Genomic DNA, 19,724 nt, shown 5'->3' with positions numbered 1-19,724 from the left:
CCTTTCCACTATTTACGCGGCACTGACGCCTTGTAATCTCCCATAACCGACATGCGCAGCTAAACACGCGCGTGGGGAGCGCGCCGCCGAACTCCTTCGTTCGTCCCAGTCTAAACTGCACACGGCGCCGCCCCGGCGCCGACATCAATCGCGGCAACGAGGGTCCGGATGTTTGGGTTGTACGACAGCAGTGTGCGGCTGATGCGCCGCGTATTCGACAGCCGCATCGACGACGCGCCCGTGCTCGATGCGACGCGCCACTTTCCCGACGCGGCGCGCTTCGTCGCGAACTGGCAGGCGATCCGCGCCGAGGCGCTCGACGTTGCGGCGAATCTGCGCAACATCCCCCGCTTTCACGACATCATGCGCGAGCAGGCCGATATCTCGGCCAACGACGCGCGCGACTGGCGCATGTACATCATGAAAGCGTACGGCGTGGCGTTCCAGCGCAACCTGAAGCGCTGCCCGACGCTGGCATCGATCGTCGAGCAATCGCCCGACGTGCTCTCGGCGTCGTTCTCGTTTCTCGCGCCCGGCAAGCACATCCCGCCGCATCACGGGCCGTTTCGCGGCATCTTGCGCGGCTATCTCGTGCTGTCGATGCCGCTCGACGCGAACGGCAACCCCGCCGCCACGCTCACCGTCGACGGCCATGCCTACGGTCTGCACGAAGGCGAATTCATGCTGTGGGACGACACCTTCGAACACGAAGTGCTGAACGCGAGCGACCAAGTCCGCATCGTGCTGCTGCTCGACGTCCGCCGCCGCAGGATGCCGTTCGACATGCGGATTCTGTCGAACGCGGTGATCTCGATCGTGCGGCTCGGCATTCGTCTGCGTGGCGAGAAAATTGCAGTTTAGCGAGCGCAGGCCGTAGTGTTTAGTAAATTTTACTAAACACGCTTTTGTTCGCTTTCTCCTGATTCTACGGGTATTTACGCGTGCCTGGCCGCGCGTTTTCCGGCCGATTCCGTCGATTTTTACTATACAATCGGCCGAACCAGAATCGACAGAATCGGAGACGATGGCGACCACCATTCGCGACGTCGCACGGGCGGCGAGCGTATCGATCGGCACCGTATCGCGGGCGCTGAAAAACCAGCCGGGCTTATCGGAAGCGACGCGTCTGCGCGTCGTCGAGGCCGCGCGGCGCCTCGGCTACGACCCGGCGCAGCTGCGCCCGCGCATCCGGCGCCTCACCTTTCTTCTGCATCGCCAGCACAACAACGTCGCGGCGAGCCCATTCTTTTCGCACGTGCTGCACGGCGTCGAGCACGCGTGCCGCGAGCGCGGCATCGTGCCGTCGCTGCTCACGGCGGGACCGACCGACGACATCGTCGATCAATTGCGCCTGCATGCGCCCGATGCGATCGCGGTGGCCGGCTTCGTCGAACCCGAAACGCTCGCGGCGCTCGTCGCGCTGCAGCGCCCGCTCGTGCTGATCGACCTGTGGGCGCCGAACCTGCGCTCGGTGAATCTCGACAACGCCGCGGGCGCCGCGCTCGCGATGCAGCACTTGTTCGCATTGAAGCGCAGGCGCGTCGCGTTCATCGGCGGGTCGCTCGCGCACTACAGCATCGCGCAGCGCGCGCTCGGCTACCGGCGCGCGTTCTTCGAAGCGGGCCTCCTGTTCGATCCGTCGCTCGAAGTCACGATCGACGCCGGGCTCGATCCTGACGCCGGCGCGGCGCGCGCGATGCAGCGCATTCTCGATGCGCCCGGCCCCGCGCCCGATGCCGTCTTCGCCTACAACGACGCGGCCGCGCTCGCCGCGATGCGCGTGTGCCTCGCGCGCGGCCTCTCCGTGCCGCACGACATCGCGATCGTCGGCTTCGACGACATCCCCGCCGCCGCCCATTCCGTGCCGCCGCTCACGACCATCGCCGTCGACAAGGAAGCGCTCGGCGCACGCGGCGTCGAGCTGCTGCTCGAAGATGCGCCCGCCGAGCTCGAGGTGCGGCTACCCGTGCAGTTGATCCCGCGCGCAAGCACCGCCGTTTCGCTCGACGCTTTCAGCACCGCCAGCACCTTCCTGGGAATCACCACACCATGACGAAGCTGCCTAATCACGCAAAATCACAAGCCCGCGCCGTTCTCGCCACCGTGCACACGAACGAGGCCATCCCGCCCGTCGACGACTTCCGCGACCGCGCGTTCCTGCTCTCGCACGTCGCGGACACCTTGCGCTTCTACGCGCCGACCGTGTTCGATCCGTCCGGCGGCTTCTTCCATTTCTTCAAGGACGACGGCTCGGTCTACGACCGCACGACGCGCCACCTCGTCAGCAGCTGCCGCTTCGTCTTCAACTACGCGATGGCGTACCGCCACTTCGGCGACGCGCAGCACCTCGAATACGCGCGCCACGGCCTCGAGTTCCTGCGCGACGCGCACTGGGACGCCGACAATCAAGGCTACGACTGGGAAATCGAGTGGCGCGACGGCAAGAAGCGCACGCTCGACGGCACGCGCCACTGCTACGGCCTTGCGTTCGTGCTGCTCGCCGCTTCGCACGCGGTGATGGCGGGCGTCGAGGAAGCGCGTCCGCTGGTGGCGCAGACGTTCGAGCTGATGGAGCACCGCTTCTGGGACCGCGCCGCCGGCCTCTACGCCGACGAAGCGACAGCCGATTGGCATGTGTCCGGCTATCGCGGCCAGAACGCGAACATGCACACGACCGAGGCGCTGCTGGCCGCGTACGAGGCGACGGGCCATCTCGTCTATCTCGACCGCGCCGAGCGCGTCGCGACCCACATCACGATGCGTCAGGCGCAGCTTTCGCACAGCCTCGTCTGGGAGCACTTCCACGCGGACTGGTCGGTCGACTGGCACTACAACGAAGAGGACAGCTCGAACATCTTCCGCCCGTGGGGCTTCCAGCCTGGACACCAGACGGAATGGGCGAAGCTGCTCTTGATCCTCGAGCGCCATCGCGCGCTGCCGTGGCTCTTGCCGCGCGCGATCGAACTGTTCGACGCCGCGCTCACCCACGCCTGGGACGACGACCACGGCGGCCTTTGCTACGGCTTCGGCCCCGACGGCACGATCTGCGATCACGACAAATATTTCTGGGTGCAGGCCGAGACCTTCGCCGCCGCCGCGCTGCTCGCGCAGCGCACTGGCAGCGAGCGTTTCTGGGACTGGTACGAGGAGATTTGGCGCTATAGCTGGGCGCATTTCGTCGACCACCGCCACGGCGCGTGGTATCGCATCCTCACGTGCGACAACCGCAAGTACAGCGACGAAAAGAGCCCCGCCGGGAAGACCGACTATCACACGATGGGCGCGTGCTACGAGGTGCTGAACGCGCTGTCGCCGCTCGCGCACGGCGCGGCGAATTCGGGCGAAGGCGCGGGCGCGGCCGCCGACGTCGCCGCTGCCGCACTCGAGCGCGCTGCAGCGTCGTCAAAACCCGCCACCGCCCACGCGGCAAAACCGGCCACTGGGGGGCACGCCCCCAAGCGAGCCCCCAAATCCAACAGCCACAGCAAGCCGCGAGAAGCATCATGACCGCCCCGACCGATTTCCCGCTCTTCGTTTCCGCCGGCGACATCCTGACCGACCTCGTGCGCACCAGCGATTCGCATTGGCTGTCGCGTCCGGGCGGCGCGGGCTGGAACGTCGCGCGCGCGGTTGCGCGGCTCGGCATTCCGACGGCGAGCGCCGGCTCGCTCGGCACCGACTACTTCTCCGACGAACTCTGGAACGCGAGCGTCGCCGCCGGTCTCGACATGCGTTTCATGCAGCGCGTTAACCGGCCGCCGCTGCTGGCGGTCGTCCACGAGACGCATCCGCCGACCTATTTCTTCATGGGCGAAAACGGCGCCGATCTCGCGTTCGACCCCGAGCTGCTACCGGAAGGCTGGATGAAGGCGGCGCAGTGGGCGCACTTCGGCTGCATCAGCCTCGTGCGCCAGCCGCTCGGCGCCACGCTCGCGACGCTCGCCGCCGATCTGCGCGCGCACGGCGTGAAGATCAGCTTCGACCCGAACTACCGCAACCTGATGGAAACGGGCTATCGCCCGACGCTCGAAACGATGGCGGCGCTCGCCGACCTCATCAAAGTCTCCGACGAAGACCTGCGCCTCATTTTCAAGACCGACGAGGCCGCAGCAATCGCCGAACTGCGCGCGATGAATCCGGCGGCGATGGTGCTCGTCACGCGCGGCTCGGAAACCGCGACGCTCTTTGCCGGCGGCGAGACGTTCGAAGCGAAGCCGCCGCGCGTCGAGGTGGCGGATACGGTGGGGGCCGGCGACGCGTCGATCGGCGGCTTCCTGTTCAGCCTGATGCAATCGCCGCGACGCAGCTACGCCGAGCATTTGGCGTTCGCGCTGGCCGCGGGCGCGGCGGCATGCCGCCATTCCGGCGCCCATTCGCCGACGCTCGACGAGGTGGTGTCGCTGCTGACCGATTAAGGCCGCTTTTTGCTCGTTTTTGCTTGAGAAACCGTGCTCGAACCGTGCGCCGGCCGACACGGTAAGTTCGCAAAGCGCGTGCTAGGATGAAATCTCCCTCTCTAGCGGAGCGGCATCATGGACGACGTCACCTACACCAAGGGCATCTACACGGCGACCGCAACGGCGCGCCCGCTGGACGGCGGACAGTTCCAGGGCGTCGTATCGCTCGATCGCGACGACCCGGACGACCCCGAAAACATGGTCTACGAAGTGGAAACGACGAGCGCCAGCGAGCAGGAAGCCCTCGACGAAGCCAAGGCGCTCGCGCACCGCATTCTCGGCGAAATCGAACTGTAGATGTCAGGCGCACCTCTAAAAGAACAACAAGCCTGATCGATCACGCACGACCGGAGGCGGAAATGGCCGAGCAACTCTTTCTCTACGGGGTGTATTCGATCCACGTTCGCCCGCTCGAACTGCAGGGCGCACGCTGGGATGCCGAGTACGAAATCCGCCACCGCGACCATCCGGTGCAGAAGTGGACGACGGTCGGCGGCGACAGCGGCTACGCGGACGTAGCGGCGGCGGTCGATGCCGCGCACAAGCAAGCCGTCGCCGATATCGACCACGGCGCCGGCGTGCCGAAGCCGCGCTCGTTTCCGTGAGCCGGCAATAATCCAGTAAGCAGGTAAATCAGCGAAACAGGGCAAGCCAGGCCGAAAGCGGCCTTGCTCAGTACTGCTGCGGACAAAAAAGCGCGAGCGGCGTGCTACGCTCCAAGCGATAAGAACCCGCGCGCTTACCGCCCATGTCAACCCGATCCCCCTGGACCTCCGACCACAAACCCGAAGCCGAGCGGCACGTCCCCCGTGGCCGCAAGCTCACCACCAGCTCCGGCACCGTGATCGCGCACGGCATGCCGGCGCGCGCGTGGTTCGATCTCTACCATCGCGCGCTGAACCTGAACTGGCCGACCTTCTTCGGCGCGCTCGCCGCCATGTTCCTGATCTTGAACATGGTGTTCGCGAGCCTCTACATGCTCGGCACCGACCCGATCGCGAATCAGTATCCGAAAGGCTTCCCGGGCGCGTTCTTCTTCAGCGTCGAGACGCTCGCGACGGTCGGCTACGGCGACATGCATCCGAAGACTTATTACGCGCACATGATCGCCACGCTGGAGATCTTCACGGGGATGTCGGGGATCGCGCTCGCCACCGGTCTCATATTCGCGCGCTTCTCGAGGCCGCGCGCCAAGATCATCTTTGCGCGCCGCACCGTGGTGCGGCTGTACGACGGCCGGATGACCCTGATGGTGCGCGCCGCCAACGCGCGGCAGAACGTGATCGCCGAGGCGCACGCGAAGCTGCGGCTCGTGCGCCGCGAAACGACGCCCGAAGGCGACACGCTATGGCGCATCCGCGATCTCGACCTCGTGCGCGATCAGCATCCGATCTTCCTGCTCGGATGGCTTCTCGTGCACGTGATCGACGAGACGAGCCCCCTCTACGGGGAAACGGCGGAGACCCTCGCGCAGTCCGACGCGTCGTTCATGGTGATGATCGAGGGCTCCGACGAAACCACTGCGCAGACGATGCAAGCGCGCTACGAGTGGTCGCACAGCGACGTCCTCTGGCACCATCGCTTCGCCGACCTGCTGCGCGACGACGAGGACGGCGTCACACACATCGACTACCGGAACTTCGACAAGGTCGTGCCGATGGAAGCTCCCGGGAAGGAGCCCACACTGGAGGAGGTTCAGTCCGGCGCGCGGCCTTGCTAAGGCTAATGCGGTTTGACGAGCGCCGCGATTTCGCGCTCTTCGATCGCGCGGGCTCGCGCGTGGCCTTCGCGGGTTCGCCACCGCACTACACCGCAGCACACAAAAGCAGTTACTACTCAAGTCATTCATACGTTCGAGAACAATTTGCTCGCCAGCGGCGCAACGATCACGAGATAGCAAAAATCTTCCCTTATTGCCGCTGAAAAATAGAGTCTCCGCGGACAAACCGTCGCACGTCCGCTCCATCCGCCCGATCCGCTTGGTTCCCCAACTCGCCGCGGATGGCATAAGAACCGGAGACTCCCCTCATGACCGCCCGCCCGCCGTCGCTCGACACGCCTGCCCTGTCGGACTACCGCCTCACCGATAACCTCACCGCCACGCGCGGCCGCATTTTCCTCACCGGCACCCAGGCGCTCGTGCGCCTGATGCTCTCGCAGCGCGCGCTCGACAAAACGCGCGGCCTGAACACGGCCGGCTTCGTGTCCGGCTATCGCGGCTCGCCGCTCGGCATGGTCGATCAGCAGATGTGGAAGGCCAGCAAGCTGCTCGACGCGAGCGACGTGCGCTTTCTGCCCGCGATCAACGAAGAGCTCGGCGGCACGGCCGTGCTCGGCACGCAGCGCGTCGAGGCCGATGGCGAGAAGACCGTCGATGGCGTGTTTGCGATGTGGTACGGCAAGGGCCCGGGCATCGACCGCGCCGCCGACGCGCTGAAGCACGGCAACGCCTACGGTTCGTCGCCGCACGGCGGCGTGCTCGTGGTGGCGGGCGACGATCACGGCTGCGTGTCGTCGTCGATGCCGCATCAGAGCGACTTCACAATGATGTCGTGGCACATGCCGGTGGTGAATCCGTCGAACATCGCCGACATGCTCGAGTTCGGCCTCTACGGCTGGGCGCTGTCGCGCTTTTCGGGCGCGTGGGTCGGCTTCAAGGCGATCTCGGAAACGGTGGAATCCGGCTCGACGGTCGACCTCGACGCGCTGAAAACGAATTGGACCGATCCCGACGATTTCCAGGCGCCCGCGGGAGGCCTGCACAACCGCTGGCCCGATCTGCCGAGTCTCACAATCGAGTCGCGGCTTCACGCGAAGCTCGACGCCGTGCGGCGCTTCGCGCGCACCAACAGCATCGACAAATGGATCGCGCCGAGCCCGCAGGCGAACGTCGGCATCATCACGTGCGGCAAGGCGCACTTGGACCTGATGGAAGCGCTGCGGCGTCTCGACTTGAGCGTCGCCGATCTCGAGGCGGCCGGCGTGCGGATCTACAAGGTCGGCCTGTCGTTCCCGCTCGAGATGACGCGTATCGATACGTTCATCGAAGGTCTCTCGGAAGTGCTCGTGATCGAAGAGAAAGGCCCCGTTATCGAGCAGCAGATCAAGGACGCCCTCTATAACCGCAGCACGGGTACGCGCCCCGCGGTGATCGGCAAGCACGACATCGACGGCACGCCGTTGCTGTCCGACCTCGGCGAGCTGCGCCCGTCGCGCATCCTGCCCGTGTTCGCGAATTGGCTCGCGCGCCACAAGCCCGCGCTCGATCGGCGCGAGCGCGTGGTCGATCTCGTCGCGCCGCAAATTCTTTCGAACGCCGCCGACGCGGTGCGGCGCACGCCCTACTTCTGCTCGGGCTGCCCGCACAACACGTCGACGAAAGTGCCGGAGGGCTCGATCGCGCAGGCAGGCATCGGCTGCCACTTCATGGCGTCGTGGATGGAGCGCGATACGACAGGCCTCATCCAGATGGGCGGCGAAGGCGTCGACTGGGCCTCGCACTCGATGTTCACGAAAACGCGCCACGTCTTCCAGAATCTCGGCGACGGCACCTATTTCCACTCGGGCATTCTCGCGATCCGTCAGGCCGTCGCGGCGGGCACGAACATCACCTACAAGATCCTCTACAACGACGCGGTCGCGATGACGGGCGGACAGCCCGTCGACGGCAGCATCTCCGTGCCGCAAATCGCGCGGCAGGTCGAGGCCGAAGGCGTGTCGCGCTTCGTCGTGGTGAGCGACGAACCCGAGAAATACGATGGCCATCACGGCCTCTTCCCGAACGGCACGACGTTCCACCATCGCAGCGAGCTCGATACCGTCCAGCGCGAGCTGCGCGAAATCGAAGGCGTCACGGTGCTGATCTACGACCAGACCTGCGCCGCCGAAAAACGCCGCCGCCGCAAGAAAGGCGAGTTCCCCGATCCGGACAAGCGCCTCTTCATCAACGAGGAAGTCTGCGAAGGCTGCGGCGATTGCGGCGTGCAGTCGAACTGCTTGTCGGTGGAGCCCGTCGAGACGCCGCTCGGCCGCAAGCGCCGCATCGATCAATCGTCGTGCAACAAGGACTTTTCGTGCGTGAACGGCTTCTGCCCGAGCTTCGTGACGATCGAAGGCGGCAAGCTCAAGAAGGCGGCGGGCGCCGCCTTCGATGAAGCGGCACTCGCTGCGCGCGTCGATGCGCTGCCGATCCCGGCCACCCATCTCGACGCCGCGCCGTACGACATCCTCGTCACCGGCGTGGGCGGCACGGGCGTCGTGACGGTCGGCGCGCTGATCAGCATGGCGGCGCACCTCGAAGGCAAGAGCGCCTCCGTGCTCGACTTCATGGGCTTCGCGCAAAAAGGCGGCTCGGTGCTGTCGTTCGTGCGCTTCGCGGCGCGCGACGAATGGCTGAACCAAGTGCGCATCGACACGCAGCAGGCCGACGTGCTGCTCGCGTGCGACATGGTGGTGGGCGCGAGCGCCGAGGCGCTGCAATCGGTGCGGCACGGCCGCACGCGGATCGTCGTCAACACGCACGCGATCCCGAACGCGTCGTTCGTGCAGAACCCCGATGCGAGCCTGCACGCCGACGCGCTCATCGACAAGATGCGCCACGCCGCCGGCGAGGACTTCATGTCGGCCTGCGACGCGCAGAAGCTCGCAACGAAGTTCCTCGGCGACACGATCGGCGCGAACATCCTGATGCTCGGCTTCGCGTGGCAGCTGGGGCTCGTGCCGGTGTCGCACGCGGCGATGATGCGCGCGATCGAGCTGAACAATGTCGCGGTGCCGATGAATCAGCTTGCGTTCGCGGTGGGGCGGCTTGCGGCGGGCGATCCGGCTGCGCTCGATGCGCTGTGGGCGGCGCGTCATGCTGCCAAGCCTACGGCTTCGGCGGCGGCAGCGGCGGTCGAATCGCTCGATGCGCTGATCGCCGATCGCGAAACGCGTCTCGCGGCGTACGGCGGTGCGCGTTATGTCACGCGTTATCGCGCGCTCGTCGACGCGGCGCGACGTGCGGAAGCGGGCATCGGCGGCGAGCGCGTCTCGCGCGCGGTTGCGACGACCTTCTATCGACTGCTCGCGGTGAAGGACGAATACGAAGTCGCGCGCCTGCACACGGACGCGGCGTTCCGCGAAGCGCTCGAAGCGCAATTCGAAGGCACGGCGGGCAAGGACTTCACGGTGAAGTTCAACCTCGCGCCACCGACCATCGCCAAGCCCGAGCACGGCAGCGTGCCGCGCAAGAAGGAGTTCGGCCAGTGGTTCTGGCCGGTGCTCGGCACGCTCGCGAAATGGCGCGGCCTGCGCGGCACGGCGCTCGATCCGTTCGGCCGCACGGTCGAGCGGCGCATGGAGCGGGCGCTGGCGGGCGACTACGAGGCGACGATGGGGCGTGCGTTCGCGGTGTTGAACGCAGCCAATGCCGACGATGCCGCGAAGCTCGCCGAGCTGCACGCACGTGTGCGCGGCTATGGGCACGTGAAGCTCGCGAACCTCGCGGGCGTGAAGCGCAGCGAACGCGATCTTGCGGTGAAGCTCGGCGTCGATGCGGCGACGAGCCGTGACGTGCAAAAGGCGCTCGATGAAGCGAAGGGCGCGGGGACGTTGCGGGGGATTCCGGTGGTGGTGGCGAAGTGAGGGAGGCGGCTTTGCCCGTAGCGACGGGGCGATGGTCTTGATCTGCAGACTGAGATTCGCCTAAGTCCCGCCAGCGTTGACGAGACCAATCAATTAACCTAATATTTGGTCTTCTAGTTGACCAACTAGAACTCAGAATGGCCGGGCAGTCGTTGACTCCCCGGCCATTGGGCCTAGTTTCAAAACTCTCGCCACCAGGTTCTCATACGAAGGTCCAGACGACGGCATCCGCGTGCCCTTGTCCGGTTCTGAACGCCGAGGGGTCACCCCATGGAAAGCATTCTTGCCCGCGCCTCGATAGGCATCAGCGAACTCAAAGTCAACCCGACCGCCGCCATTGAGCAAGCTGACGGCCCAATCGCGGTGCTCAACCGCAACAAGCCGGTCGCGTACCTGATTCCCGCCCGCGAGTGGGAAGCGATTTGCGAAAGACTTGAGGATTTCGAGCTGGCTGAGATCGTCAGGGCGCGCAGCGGCGAACAAGCCGTGAGCGTGAAACTTGAAGACCTATGAACTGAAGTTCTTGCCGTCCGCGCTAAAAGAGTGGGAACGACTCGACAGAACCGTGCGCGAGCAGCTCAAGAGCAAGCTCGCCGAGCGGCTCCGGAATCCACGCGTCGAGTCCGCACGCCTACGCAATATGCCGGACTGCTACAAGATCAAGTTGCTTGCCCTGGGGTATCGGTTGGTCTATCAGGTGGACGACGGTACGGTCACGGTAGTGGTCATCGCCATTGGGAAGCGCGAGCGGAATGCGGCGTATAGCGCCGCATTCAAACGGCTCAATTGACATGAACGGCTTCGGCATCAAGCCCCCGCACTCCCCCCCAAATACGCCGCCCTCACCCGGCTATCCTGCGCCAGCTCCTGCGACTGCCCGGACAGCGCGATCTTTCCGCTCTCCAGCACGTACGCGCGCGACGCAATCCTGAGCGCCTGCCGCGCATTCTGCTCGACGACCAGAATCGCGGTCCCCTCGCTCTGGATCTTCGCGATCATCGCGAAGATCGCGCGCACGAGCTTCGGCGCGAGCCCCATCGAGGGCTCGTCGAGCACCACGAGCCGCGGCTTGACCATCAGCGCACGCGCAATCGCGAGCATCTGCTGCTCGCCGCCGCTCAAAGTCCCCGCGAGCTGGTTGTGCCGCTCGCGAAGCCGCGGAAACGTCTCGAACATGGTCTCCAAGCGCGCTTCGATCGAGCCCGCCTCACGCCGGATCAAATAGCCGCCGAGCCGCAGATTCTCCTCCACCGTCAACGCCCCGAACATGCGCCGCCCCTCCGGCACATGCCCGAGCCCGAGCGCGACGATGCGGTGCGCGGGCAAGTCGTTGAGCGGCTGCCCGTCCATCGTGATCTGCCCGGCGCGCGCGCGGACCAGCCCCGAAATCGCGCGCAGCGTCGTGGTCTTGCCCGCTCCGTTGCTGCCGAGCAGCGCGACGATCTCCCCCGCGCCCACGTCGAGCGAGATGCCGTGCAGCACCTCGACCTTCCCGTAGCTCACGTGCAGATCGCGGATCTCTAGGAGTCCCACAGCGATGCCTCCCCGGCTTTGCCGTCCTCGGCGGCTTCGTCTTTTTCCGCGGTGCCGAGATACGCGTCGATCACGCGCGGGTCGGCTTGGATCTCGGCCGGCTTGCCCTCTGCGATGATCACGCCGTGGTCCATCACGATGATGCGGTCTGACACGCCCATCACGAGCATCATGTCGTGCTCGATCAGAAGGACGGTCACGCCGTAGTCGCGAATCCGGTGGATCAACTCCATCAGCGATTGCTTCTCGGTGGGGTTCATGCCGGCGGCCGGCTCGTCGAGCAGCAGCAACCGCGGGTTGCTCGCGAGCGCCCGCGCGATCTCGAGCCGCCGCTGATCGCCATACGGCAAGTCCGCCGCGCGCTCGCCGGCCCGCGCGCGCAGGCCGACGAAATCGAGCCAGCGCAACCCGTCCGCCGCGTGGCTGGCCGCTTCGGTGCGCGCGAACGGCAGCGCCACCAGCTCGGCGACGATCGGCGCTTTGAAGCGGTGGTCCATGCCGACGAGCACGTTCTCGAACGCGGTCATGTTGCCGAAGAGCCGTATGCCCTGGAACGTGCGCGCGATGCCGCGATGGACGATCCGATGCGGCGCACCGCCCGCGAGCGGCGCGCCGAGCCAGCGCACCTGGCCGCTCGTCAGACGGATCACGCCGGTGAGGCAATTGAACACGGTCGTCTTCCCCGCGCCGTTCGGCCCGATGACGCTCAAGATTTCGCCGCCCTTCACGGTGAAGCTCACGCCGCCCACCGCAAGCACGCCGCCGAAGCGCTTCGTCATATCGCTCACGTCGAGCAGCGTCTCGCCGGCGGCGATCTCGCGCGGCGCCGGCGCGGGCGCGGGCGTCGCCTCGCCGAGCGCCGTCTGCTTCGGCGGCGCGACGCGGCGCAGTGCGGCCGGCCACAGCCCTTGCGGCCGCAGCAGCATCAGGATCACGAGCCCGATCGCAAAGCCGAAGATCCGCCACAGCGATAGAAACCGCAGCATCTCGGGCAGGCCCGCCACAATAGCCGCGCCGATCAGCACGCCGGGAATGCTGCCCCGCCCGCCGAGCACGACGATGATCAGGATCGTGACCGACTGCAGATACGTGAAGCCGGTCGGATCGATGGTGCCGAAGCGCGCGGCAAAGAGGCTGCCGCCCAGTCCGCCGATCAGCGCGCCCATCACATAGGCAAGCAATTTGGTGCGTAGCGTCGGCACGCCGACCGCCTCGGCTGCGGCCTCGTCCTCACGGATGCTGGTCCACGCCCGGCCGAGCCGCGATTGTCCGAGCCGGATCGCGAACACGAGCACGCACCCCGCGAACACGATCCCGAGCTCATAGACCGCACGCGGCGACGCGATCTCGTAGCCGAACAACTTCGGGGGCTCGATTCCGAAGATGCCGTTCGGACCGCCGGTGATGTCGAGGTTGGTCGCGATGATGCGCACGATCTCGCCGAAACCCAGCGTGACGATCGCGAGATAGTCGCTGCGCAAACGCAATGTCGGATAGCCGATCACGATCCCCGACGCACCCGCGAACACAATCGAAAACGGCAGCGTCTCCCAGAACGAAAAATGCAGCAGCGTTTCCATCAGCGCCGTGGTGTACGCGCCGATCGCGAAGAACGCGGCATAGCCGAGGTCCAGCAGCCCCGCATAGCCGACGACGATATTGAGCCCGAGCCCGAGGATCGAATACGTGAGGATCGTGAGGCCGACATCGACGATGTAGTTGCTCGCGATCACCGGCAGCGCGGCCGCCGCGGCGAACAGCGCCACGCCGATCGAACCGCGCTTGTAAGCGGAAGCGGTGACGGTGCTCATGGCCTACATCCTCTCGACGACGCGCTCGCCGAAGAGCCCGGTCGGCTTCACGACGAGCACGGCGATCAGCACGCCGAACACGAACACGTCGGTCCATTGCGACGACACGTAGCCCGCGCCGAACGCTTCGAGCAGGCCGATCAGGATGCCGCCCGCCATCGCCCCCGGAATGTTGCCGATGCCGCCGAGCACCGCCGCCGTGAACGCGCGCAAGCCCAAAACGAAGCCCATGAAGAAGTTGATCTGCGTGTAGTAGAGCCCTTCCATCACGCCGGCCACCGCCGCCAGCATCGAGCCGAGGAAGAACGTCAGCTGAATCATCCGTTCGACGTCGATGCCCATCAGGCGCGCCGCGTCCTGATCGATGGCGAGCGCGCGCATCGCGGTGCCGATGAACGTGTGGTGAACGAAGAAATAGAGCGCCAGCATCAGCGCGAAGCTGCAGGCGACGATGCCGATCTGCGCATAGGTGATCTGCACGCCGTCGAGGTAGAAGCCGGTCTGCGTGAGCAGATGCGGATAGGTCTTGAAGCCCGGGCCGAACATCAGGAGCACGCCGTTCTCGAGCGCGAGCGAGACCCCCAGCGCCGTGATCAGGATCGACAGCCGCGGCGCGCGCAGGAGCGGCTGATACGCGAGCCGTTCGATCGCGAGCCCGAGCACGCCGGTCGCCAGCATCGCCGCGAGCAGGGCGAGCCCGAGCGCCAGCAGCCACGGCATATTCGAGGCCGCGAGCGCCGACAACGCGGTCCAGCCGATGAAGGCGCCGACCATGAACAAGTCGCCATGCGCGAAGTTGATCAGACGGATGATCCCGTAGACCATCGTGTAGCCGAGGGCGACGAGCGCGTAGAACGAGCCGATCGTCAGCCCCTCGACGACGTACTGAAAGAAGGTGCTCATGTCAGCGCGCGCCGGGCCGCCCCAAGCTCACGCGCCCTACTTCATCGCCACCCACTTCCCGCTGGCGCTCAACGACTGATACGGCACGAACTCGTCGTTCTTGACGATCACCGTGACGTACACCGCGCGGCTGCGGTCGCCCTTCGGATTGAAGCCGATCGAGCCGGTCACGCCCTTGTAGTCGGTGATCTTGTGCAACGCAGCGACGATCGCGGCGGGGTTCGTCGATTTCGCGTCCGCGATCGCCTTCGCGGTCACGCCGACGGCGTCGTACTCGTAGACCGAATACGGTCCCGGCCCTTGTCCGTAGGTCTTCGTGTAGTCGTCGACGTAGCCGTGCGCCGTGGACAGGAACTGCGCGAGCGGCGCCGTCGTGATGATCATGCCCTCGGCCGCGGGGCCGGCGGTCTTGAAGAGTGTCGGGTCGTTGTTGGCGTCGCCGCCCATGAACGTCGCCTTATAGCCGAGCTGCCGCGCCTCCTTCACCATCAGCCCGCCTTCCGCGAAATAGCCGGTGTAGTAGATGACGTCGGGGGAGAGCGAGTTGACGCGCGTGAGCGTCGGCGAATAGTCCATCTGGCCCGGCGTGATCGAGTTCGCGTAGACCACGTCCACCCCTTGGCTCTTCAGCGCCGACACCGTGTTCTGCGCGAGGCCCTTCGAGTAGGTCGTGTTGTCGTCGATCACGGCCACTTTCTTCGCGTGCAGGAAGTTCTTCATGAAACCGGCGGCAAACGGCCCTTGTTCGTCGTCGCGGCCGATCGTGCGGAACACGTTGTCCCACCCCATCTCAGTCAACTGAGGATTGGTCGAGGCGTCGAGCACATAGGGAATTCCCGCGCGGTGAAAGGCGGTCAGCTCCGGCAGCGCGGCACTCGAGCAATAACCGCCCGCCACCGCAACCACGCCCGCGTCGACGAGTTTCTGCGCCGCTTGGACTGCCGTCTGCGCGTCGCAGGCATCGTCTTCGGGAACCAGCTCGATCTGCTTGCCGAGCACGCCGCCCGCCGCGTTGATCTTCGCGGCGGCGAGCTTGGCGCCGTTCACGATATCCTGGCCGGCGTTCGCCGAGCTGCCGGAGAGCGGCACCGGCACGCCGATCTTGATCGTGTCGCCCTGGCTCTGCGCGACGCCCGGCGCGAGGCCGGCGGCCACCGCCATGGCGACGAGCGGCACGAGCGCGAGCGGCCGCAACACCAGTTTCTTCGCGCGACGCGCGCCATCATTTCCTTTGGTCATTTCGTTTCTCCTTGTTTTAAGAAGGATCGGCGCGTTTCGGGCGAGGAGGGGCGGGGGCCGGCTATCGGGTTCATAAGGTGCTACCCCGAAAGCGCTCGATTCATGATAGGTCTCGTTCCCCCTGATATGAAGGACGTGGAAACACGTACGACGGCGCGCAGCGACCCATGCTCGATGAGCGTGCGGTTTTTTCAGGGCTTTCACTGTGCGTCATCCCACAGTGCGCCAGGAGCGAGTGCCGACTTTCTCGCGATTCGTCTGCTCTCCTGGAGTCCGTCGCCGGCATGCCGGGATCGCCTGCGCGGGCGCCTGAAGGACGGCGCGTTCCGTACTATCCTGGGATCAGGTCGACCGGAGACGCTTCCATGAAGACGATCGTGCTGGGCGGAGGAATCGTCGGGGTCACGTCCGCCTATTTCCTGGCGAAAGCGGGCGACGACGTCACCGTCGTCGACCGGCGCGCGGGCGTCGCGCTCGAGACGAGCTTCGCCAATGCGGGCCTCGTCGCGCCCGGCCATTCGTACACCTGGGCGTCGCCGCGCGCGCCGAAGATCATGCTCAAGTCGCTATTCCAGGAGGGTCAGGCGCTGCGCCTGAGGCTCACGGCCGACTGGCACATGTGGGCCTGGTGCTGGCTCTTCCTGCAAAACTGCACCGAGGAGCGCGCGCGCCTGAACACCTCGCGCAAGGTGCGCCTGTGCCGCTATTCGCAAGCGCAGCTCCACGCGCTTACGGCCGCCGAACAGTTGAATTACGAGCGCATCAGCCGCGGCCTGCTTTATCTCTATCGCGACGAAGCCGCATTCGCGAGCGGCGTCGCGCACATGTCGATCCTCACCGATAACGGCCTGCCGCTCGAAACCCTCACCCCGCAGGACACGATCGCCAAGGAGCCCGCGCTCGCGTCCGCCCGCGACGCGTTGGCCGGCGCGATCTACTGCCCGACCGACGAAAGCGGCGACGCGTATCTGTTCACGAAGGCGCTCTACGAACGCTGTGTCGCGCTCGGCGTGACGTTCCAGTTCAACACCGAGATCCAGCGCGCGAGCGCGAGCGCGGACCGCATCGATCAGATCGAGACCTCGCATGGCCCGATCAAAGGCGACCGCTTCGTGCTCGCGCTCGGCTCCTACTCGCCGTTTCTCGGACGCACGCTCGGCTACCGGATACCGGTGTATCCGGTGAAGGGCTACTCGGTGACGCTGCCGGTCGAGAGCGGGCACACGCCGCCCGATCTCGGCGGCGTCGATGAGAAGAACCTCGTCGCCTGGGCGCGTTTCGGCGACCGTCTGCGCTTTACCGCGACGGCGGAGTTCGCGGGCTACGACACGCGGCACAAGCCGGCCGATTTCACGCACATGCTGGCCACCGCGCGCGGGCTCTTTCCGAACGGCGCGGATTACAGCCGGCCGTCGTACTGGGCGGGCCTGCGGCCGATGACGCCGGAAGGCACGCCGATCATCGGCGCGACCCGCCATCGCAACCTTTTCATCAACACCGGCCACGGACACATGGGCTGGACGATGTCGTGCGGCACCGCGCGCGTGCTCGCTGACATCATGCAAGGCCGCACGCCGGAGCTGGATATGACGGGACTCACATTGAAATGAGCACAACCGACGTTTCCGACGACTACCTGCATCTGAGCTTCACACTCGACGAAGGCACGGCGCGGCGCGCGTCGATCGGCCTGATCGTGCTCGCGACGGACAACACGATCGAGTACGAGTGGCGCAAGTGGCTCGCGCTCGAAGGCGTCGCGCTCTATGAAAGCCGCGTGGCGAGCCCGGCGCAGATCACGCCCGAAACGCTCGTCGAGATGGAGGGCCGCATCGGCCCCGGCACCGAAGTGATCCGGCCGGGGCAGCGGCTCGACGTGGTGGCGTTCGGCTGCACGTCGGCATCGATGGTGCTCGGCGAGGAAACCGTGTTCGCGCGCATCCGCGAAGTGCGGCCCGGCGTGGCGTGCACGACGCCGATCACCGCGGCGCGCGCCGGTATGGAAGCGCTCGGCACACGCAAGATCGCGCTCCTGACACCGTACGTGCGCCGGATCAACGACGCGATGCGCGCCTATCTGCAGGCTCGCGGCCTCGAGGTCGTACGGATGGGTTCGTTCGAGCACAGCGACGACAACGAAGTCGCGCGAATCGACGCCGAGTCGATCCGGCGCGCGATCCTCACGCTCGGCGAGCGTGCCGATGTCGAAGCGGTGTTCGTGTCGTGCACGAGCCTGCGGATCGCGGACACCGTCACTGAGATCGAGGCGGAGCTCGGCAAGCCGGTGACCTCGAGCAATCATGCGATGGCCTGGCACGCGCTGCGGCTCGCGGGGGTTGCGGATGCGTTGCCGGAGTTCGGGCGGCTGTTCACGGTTTAATTTGGGCGCGCTGCCCACGGGCGCCTAAGCCCGCGCCATGCGTGCGCGTCAGTTAGCGCAGGGGTAACGGCTCAAACCGCTCACGTCCGACAATCTGCTCAGTATTCGCTCAAATTTGTCGTATCCGCTCAGTATCCGCTCAAATTTGAGCAAATACTGAGCGGATAAGCGGTCCTGGAATTGCCAGTCTCAAACCACAGCGCGCCACAGTCTGACCCTCTTGCGCCAGCCTCAAACCCTCGCGCCCCACGGTTTGATCCTCGCGCTTCAGCCTCAAACCCTCGCACGCCGCGCGTTTGACCGTCGCACGTCAGCCTCAAACCCTCGCGCCCCACAGTCCGATGCTCATGCATCAAGCTCAAGCCCTGACGCGTCGAGCGTCGACCCATTCACCCACTTGATGATCGTGAACAGGCCGGACATTCGACACATGAGCGACCGCTTTGGAGCAAATCGGGCGGCCGCAACGGGTCGTTCGGGTGTCCGTCAGCCGATCCACTGCGAATGACAGCTACACTGGATAACCCATGTTCATGTGCAAGGAGCCTTCGATGAGCAAGCATATCGTTGTATCGACTGCCACCAAGTTGCTGTGCGCGGGTGCCCTGGCCGGCTTGACCGCCAACTCGGCTCAGGCAGGCAGCGCGCCGGTGAAATGCCATCTAACCTTCAGCATGTCCGGATGGTCGGCGATTTATCAGCATGCCGAAGGACGCGGCAAAGTCAGCTGCAGTAACGGGCAAAGGGCCGCGGTCACGATCAGCGTGCACGGCGGCGGCCTGACCGCCGGCAAGTTCCGCGTCAGCGGCCGCGGCGAGATCACCAACGTCTACAGCATCAGGGAGGTGTACGGCAGCTACGCGCAGGCCGGCGCTTCTGCCGGCGCAGGGAGGAGCGGTACTGCCCAGGTGCTGACCAAGGGAACTACGTCGATGGCGTTGAGCGGCAGCGGTGAAGGCGTGGACCTTGGTGTAGCGGTCGATGCTTTCAAGATCGAACCGGTGCGCTGAGACATGACAGACGATCTCCTGTATTCCCTACACCAGGCGACAAAGCAGTAGAGTCCGAGGAAGGCACTTGAAGCAGCGCACGACGCCATCGGACCGGCTTCGGCCACAATCGGACGTTCGATGTCGATGCATGAATCGACGACAATCCTACCTACCACGACGGACGACAATTTCAAGTGCAAGAAATAGACACGCAATTTGGCTTGCTCAACGTTGTGAACGCGCCCGCGTATTCGTTCGAGTCGCAGGACAATGTGCAGTCGTACGAGCTCGAAGTACTGCTTACGCGAGACCGGCTTACATCCATCTACGGGATAGCGTTGAACGGTAGGGGAATAATGGTCGTCGGCGCGGGCGGAGGCTGCTCATCGGTACATGATCATTCTGCGCTAGTGCTCGACGACAAGCTTTACCTAGCGGTCGGCGATCATGTCGCCTGCCTTTCTTTATCATTGCCCCATCGGTTGGTTTGGTCCGCGCAGGTCGATATGGCCACGTGCTTCGGTATCTACTGGAAACATAGTCGGGGTGCCCTCATTTCACATGGGGAACTGGAGATTTCTCGCCTGTCATTAGAGGGAGAGCTGATTTGGCAGACATCTGGCGCCGACGTGTTCTCTGAAGGCTTTCGTTTGCTGCCAGACCACATCGAAGCCGTGGATTTCAATCGAACTGTGTATCGGCTTGACTACGCGACTGGCGAAGCAAGGGTTAGCTAGGAGCTTTGCTCCACACTGGACGGCTGCTTTCGGTGAAATCGAACGTC

General features: G+C 65.4%; 18 protein-coding genes. 14 read left to right on the top strand and 4 right to left on the bottom strand.

Going from position 1 to position 19,724, the window contains the following annotated elements:
• Positions 1–168: 168 nt before the first annotated feature.
• The 10 genes from FAZ95_RS01590 to FAZ95_RS01545 all read left to right on the top strand — a co-directional run bounded on the left by FAZ95_RS01590 (position 169) and on the right by FAZ95_RS01545 (position 10,872).
• The gene (locus FAZ95_RS01590) at positions 169–861 is read left to right on the top strand and encodes an aspartyl/asparaginyl beta-hydroxylase domain-containing protein (RefSeq protein ID WP_137330829.1); all 693 of its coding nucleotides are present in this window, start codon (positions 169–171) and stop codon (positions 859–861) included.
• Between the two features lie 163 nt (positions 862–1,024).
• A complete protein-coding gene (locus FAZ95_RS01585; RefSeq protein WP_137330828.1) occupies positions 1,025–2,053 on the top strand; it encodes a LacI family DNA-binding transcriptional regulator in 1,029 nt (342 codons plus the stop codon).
• Positions 2,050–3,507 carry an AGE family epimerase/isomerase gene (locus tag FAZ95_RS01580; protein WP_137330827.1) on the top strand — a complete coding sequence of 486 codons (1,458 nt, stop codon included), beginning with the start codon at positions 2,050–2,052 and terminating at the stop codon, positions 3,505–3,507. Before FAZ95_RS01585 ends, FAZ95_RS01580 begins: the two co-directional genes overlap by 4 nt.
• Positions 3,504–4,415 (top strand): carbohydrate kinase family protein, encoded by a 912-nt coding sequence (locus FAZ95_RS01575; RefSeq protein WP_137330826.1) that lies wholly within the window; start codon positions 3,504–3,506, stop codon positions 4,413–4,415. Before FAZ95_RS01580 ends, FAZ95_RS01575 begins: the two co-directional genes overlap by 4 nt.
• Positions 4,416–4,532: 117 nt before the next feature.
• Positions 4,533–4,754 carry a hypothetical protein gene (locus FAZ95_RS01570; RefSeq protein WP_137330825.1) on the top strand — a complete coding sequence of 74 codons (222 nt, stop codon included), beginning with the start codon at positions 4,533–4,535 and terminating at the stop codon, positions 4,752–4,754.
• Between the two features lie 62 nt (positions 4,755–4,816).
• Positions 4,817–5,062 carry a hypothetical protein gene (locus tag FAZ95_RS01565; RefSeq protein WP_137330824.1) on the top strand — a complete coding sequence of 82 codons (246 nt, stop codon included), beginning with the start codon at positions 4,817–4,819 and terminating at the stop codon, positions 5,060–5,062.
• Between the two features lie 143 nt (positions 5,063–5,205).
• Positions 5,206–6,177, top strand: coding sequence for an ion channel (locus tag FAZ95_RS01560; protein WP_137330823.1), 972 nt, complete (start codon positions 5,206–5,208; stop codon positions 6,175–6,177).
• 308 nt (positions 6,178–6,485) lie between these two features.
• Positions 6,486–10,082 carry an indolepyruvate ferredoxin oxidoreductase family protein gene (locus tag FAZ95_RS01555; protein WP_137330822.1) on the top strand — a complete coding sequence of 1,199 codons (3,597 nt, stop codon included), beginning with the start codon at positions 6,486–6,488 and terminating at the stop codon, positions 10,080–10,082.
• Between the two features lie 270 nt (positions 10,083–10,352).
• A complete protein-coding gene (locus FAZ95_RS01550) occupies positions 10,353–10,595 on the top strand; it encodes a type II toxin-antitoxin system Phd/YefM family antitoxin (protein ID WP_137330821.1) in 243 nt (80 codons plus the stop codon).
• Entirely contained in the window at positions 10,582–10,872 is a 291-nt protein-coding gene (locus FAZ95_RS01545) for a type II toxin-antitoxin system RelE family toxin (protein ID WP_137330820.1), read from the top strand. The genes FAZ95_RS01550 and FAZ95_RS01545 overlap by 14 nt, the downstream gene beginning before the upstream one ends.
• Positions 10,873–10,889: 17 nt before the next feature.
• Here the strand turns inward: FAZ95_RS01545 and FAZ95_RS01540 are convergent, their stop codons facing one another.
• From FAZ95_RS01540 to FAZ95_RS01525, 4 genes are read right to left on the bottom strand one after another with little or no spacing between them, the layout of a single operon-like run.
• Complete coding sequence (locus FAZ95_RS01540) at positions 10,890–11,615, bottom strand: ABC transporter ATP-binding protein (RefSeq protein ID WP_137330819.1); 726 nt, start codon at positions 11,613–11,615, stop codon at positions 10,890–10,892.
• The gene (locus FAZ95_RS01535) at positions 11,603–13,426 is read right to left on the bottom strand and encodes a branched-chain amino acid ABC transporter ATP-binding protein/permease (protein WP_137330818.1); all 1,824 of its coding nucleotides are present in this window, start codon (positions 13,424–13,426) and stop codon (positions 11,603–11,605) included. Before FAZ95_RS01535 ends, FAZ95_RS01540 begins: the two co-directional genes overlap by 13 nt.
• Before the next feature lie 3 nt (positions 13,427–13,429).
• Complete coding sequence (locus FAZ95_RS01530) at positions 13,430–14,329, bottom strand: branched-chain amino acid ABC transporter permease (protein WP_137330817.1); 900 nt, start codon at positions 14,327–14,329, stop codon at positions 13,430–13,432.
• A 36-nt stretch (positions 14,330–14,365) separates the two neighbouring features.
• Complete coding sequence (locus tag FAZ95_RS01525; protein WP_137330816.1) at positions 14,366–15,568, bottom strand: branched-chain amino acid ABC transporter substrate-binding protein; 1,203 nt, start codon at positions 15,566–15,568, stop codon at positions 14,366–14,368.
• 365 nt (positions 15,569–15,933) lie between these two features.
• Here FAZ95_RS01525 and FAZ95_RS01520 point away from each other — a divergent pair, with 365 nt between their 5' ends.
• The 4 genes from FAZ95_RS01520 (at position 15,934) to FAZ95_RS01505 (ending at position 19,677) form a co-directional block, all read left to right on the top strand.
• Positions 15,934–17,178: a D-amino acid dehydrogenase gene (locus FAZ95_RS01520; protein ID WP_137330815.1), complete on the top strand. Its 1,245-nt coding sequence runs from the start codon at positions 15,934–15,936 to the stop codon at positions 17,176–17,178.
• Positions 17,175–17,948 (top strand): maleate cis-trans isomerase family protein, encoded by a 774-nt coding sequence (locus tag FAZ95_RS01515; RefSeq protein WP_137330814.1) that lies wholly within the window; start codon positions 17,175–17,177, stop codon positions 17,946–17,948. Before FAZ95_RS01520 ends, FAZ95_RS01515 begins: the two co-directional genes overlap by 4 nt.
• Positions 17,949–18,499: 551 nt before the next feature.
• On the top strand, positions 18,500–18,958 hold the full coding sequence (locus tag FAZ95_RS01510) for a hypothetical protein (RefSeq protein ID WP_137330813.1): 459 nt from the start codon (positions 18,500–18,502) through the stop codon (positions 18,956–18,958).
• A 176-nt stretch (positions 18,959–19,134) separates the two neighbouring features.
• A complete protein-coding gene (locus FAZ95_RS01505) occupies positions 19,135–19,677 on the top strand; it encodes a hypothetical protein (protein WP_137330812.1) in 543 nt (180 codons plus the stop codon).
• Positions 19,678–19,724 lie beyond the last annotated feature (47 nt).

This window comes from Trinickia violacea (genome assembly GCF_005280735.1).
Taxonomy (GTDB): Bacteria; Pseudomonadota; Gammaproteobacteria; order Burkholderiales; family Burkholderiaceae; genus Trinickia_A; species Trinickia_A violacea.
This window is presented reverse-complemented; position numbering and strand designations above follow the sequence as displayed.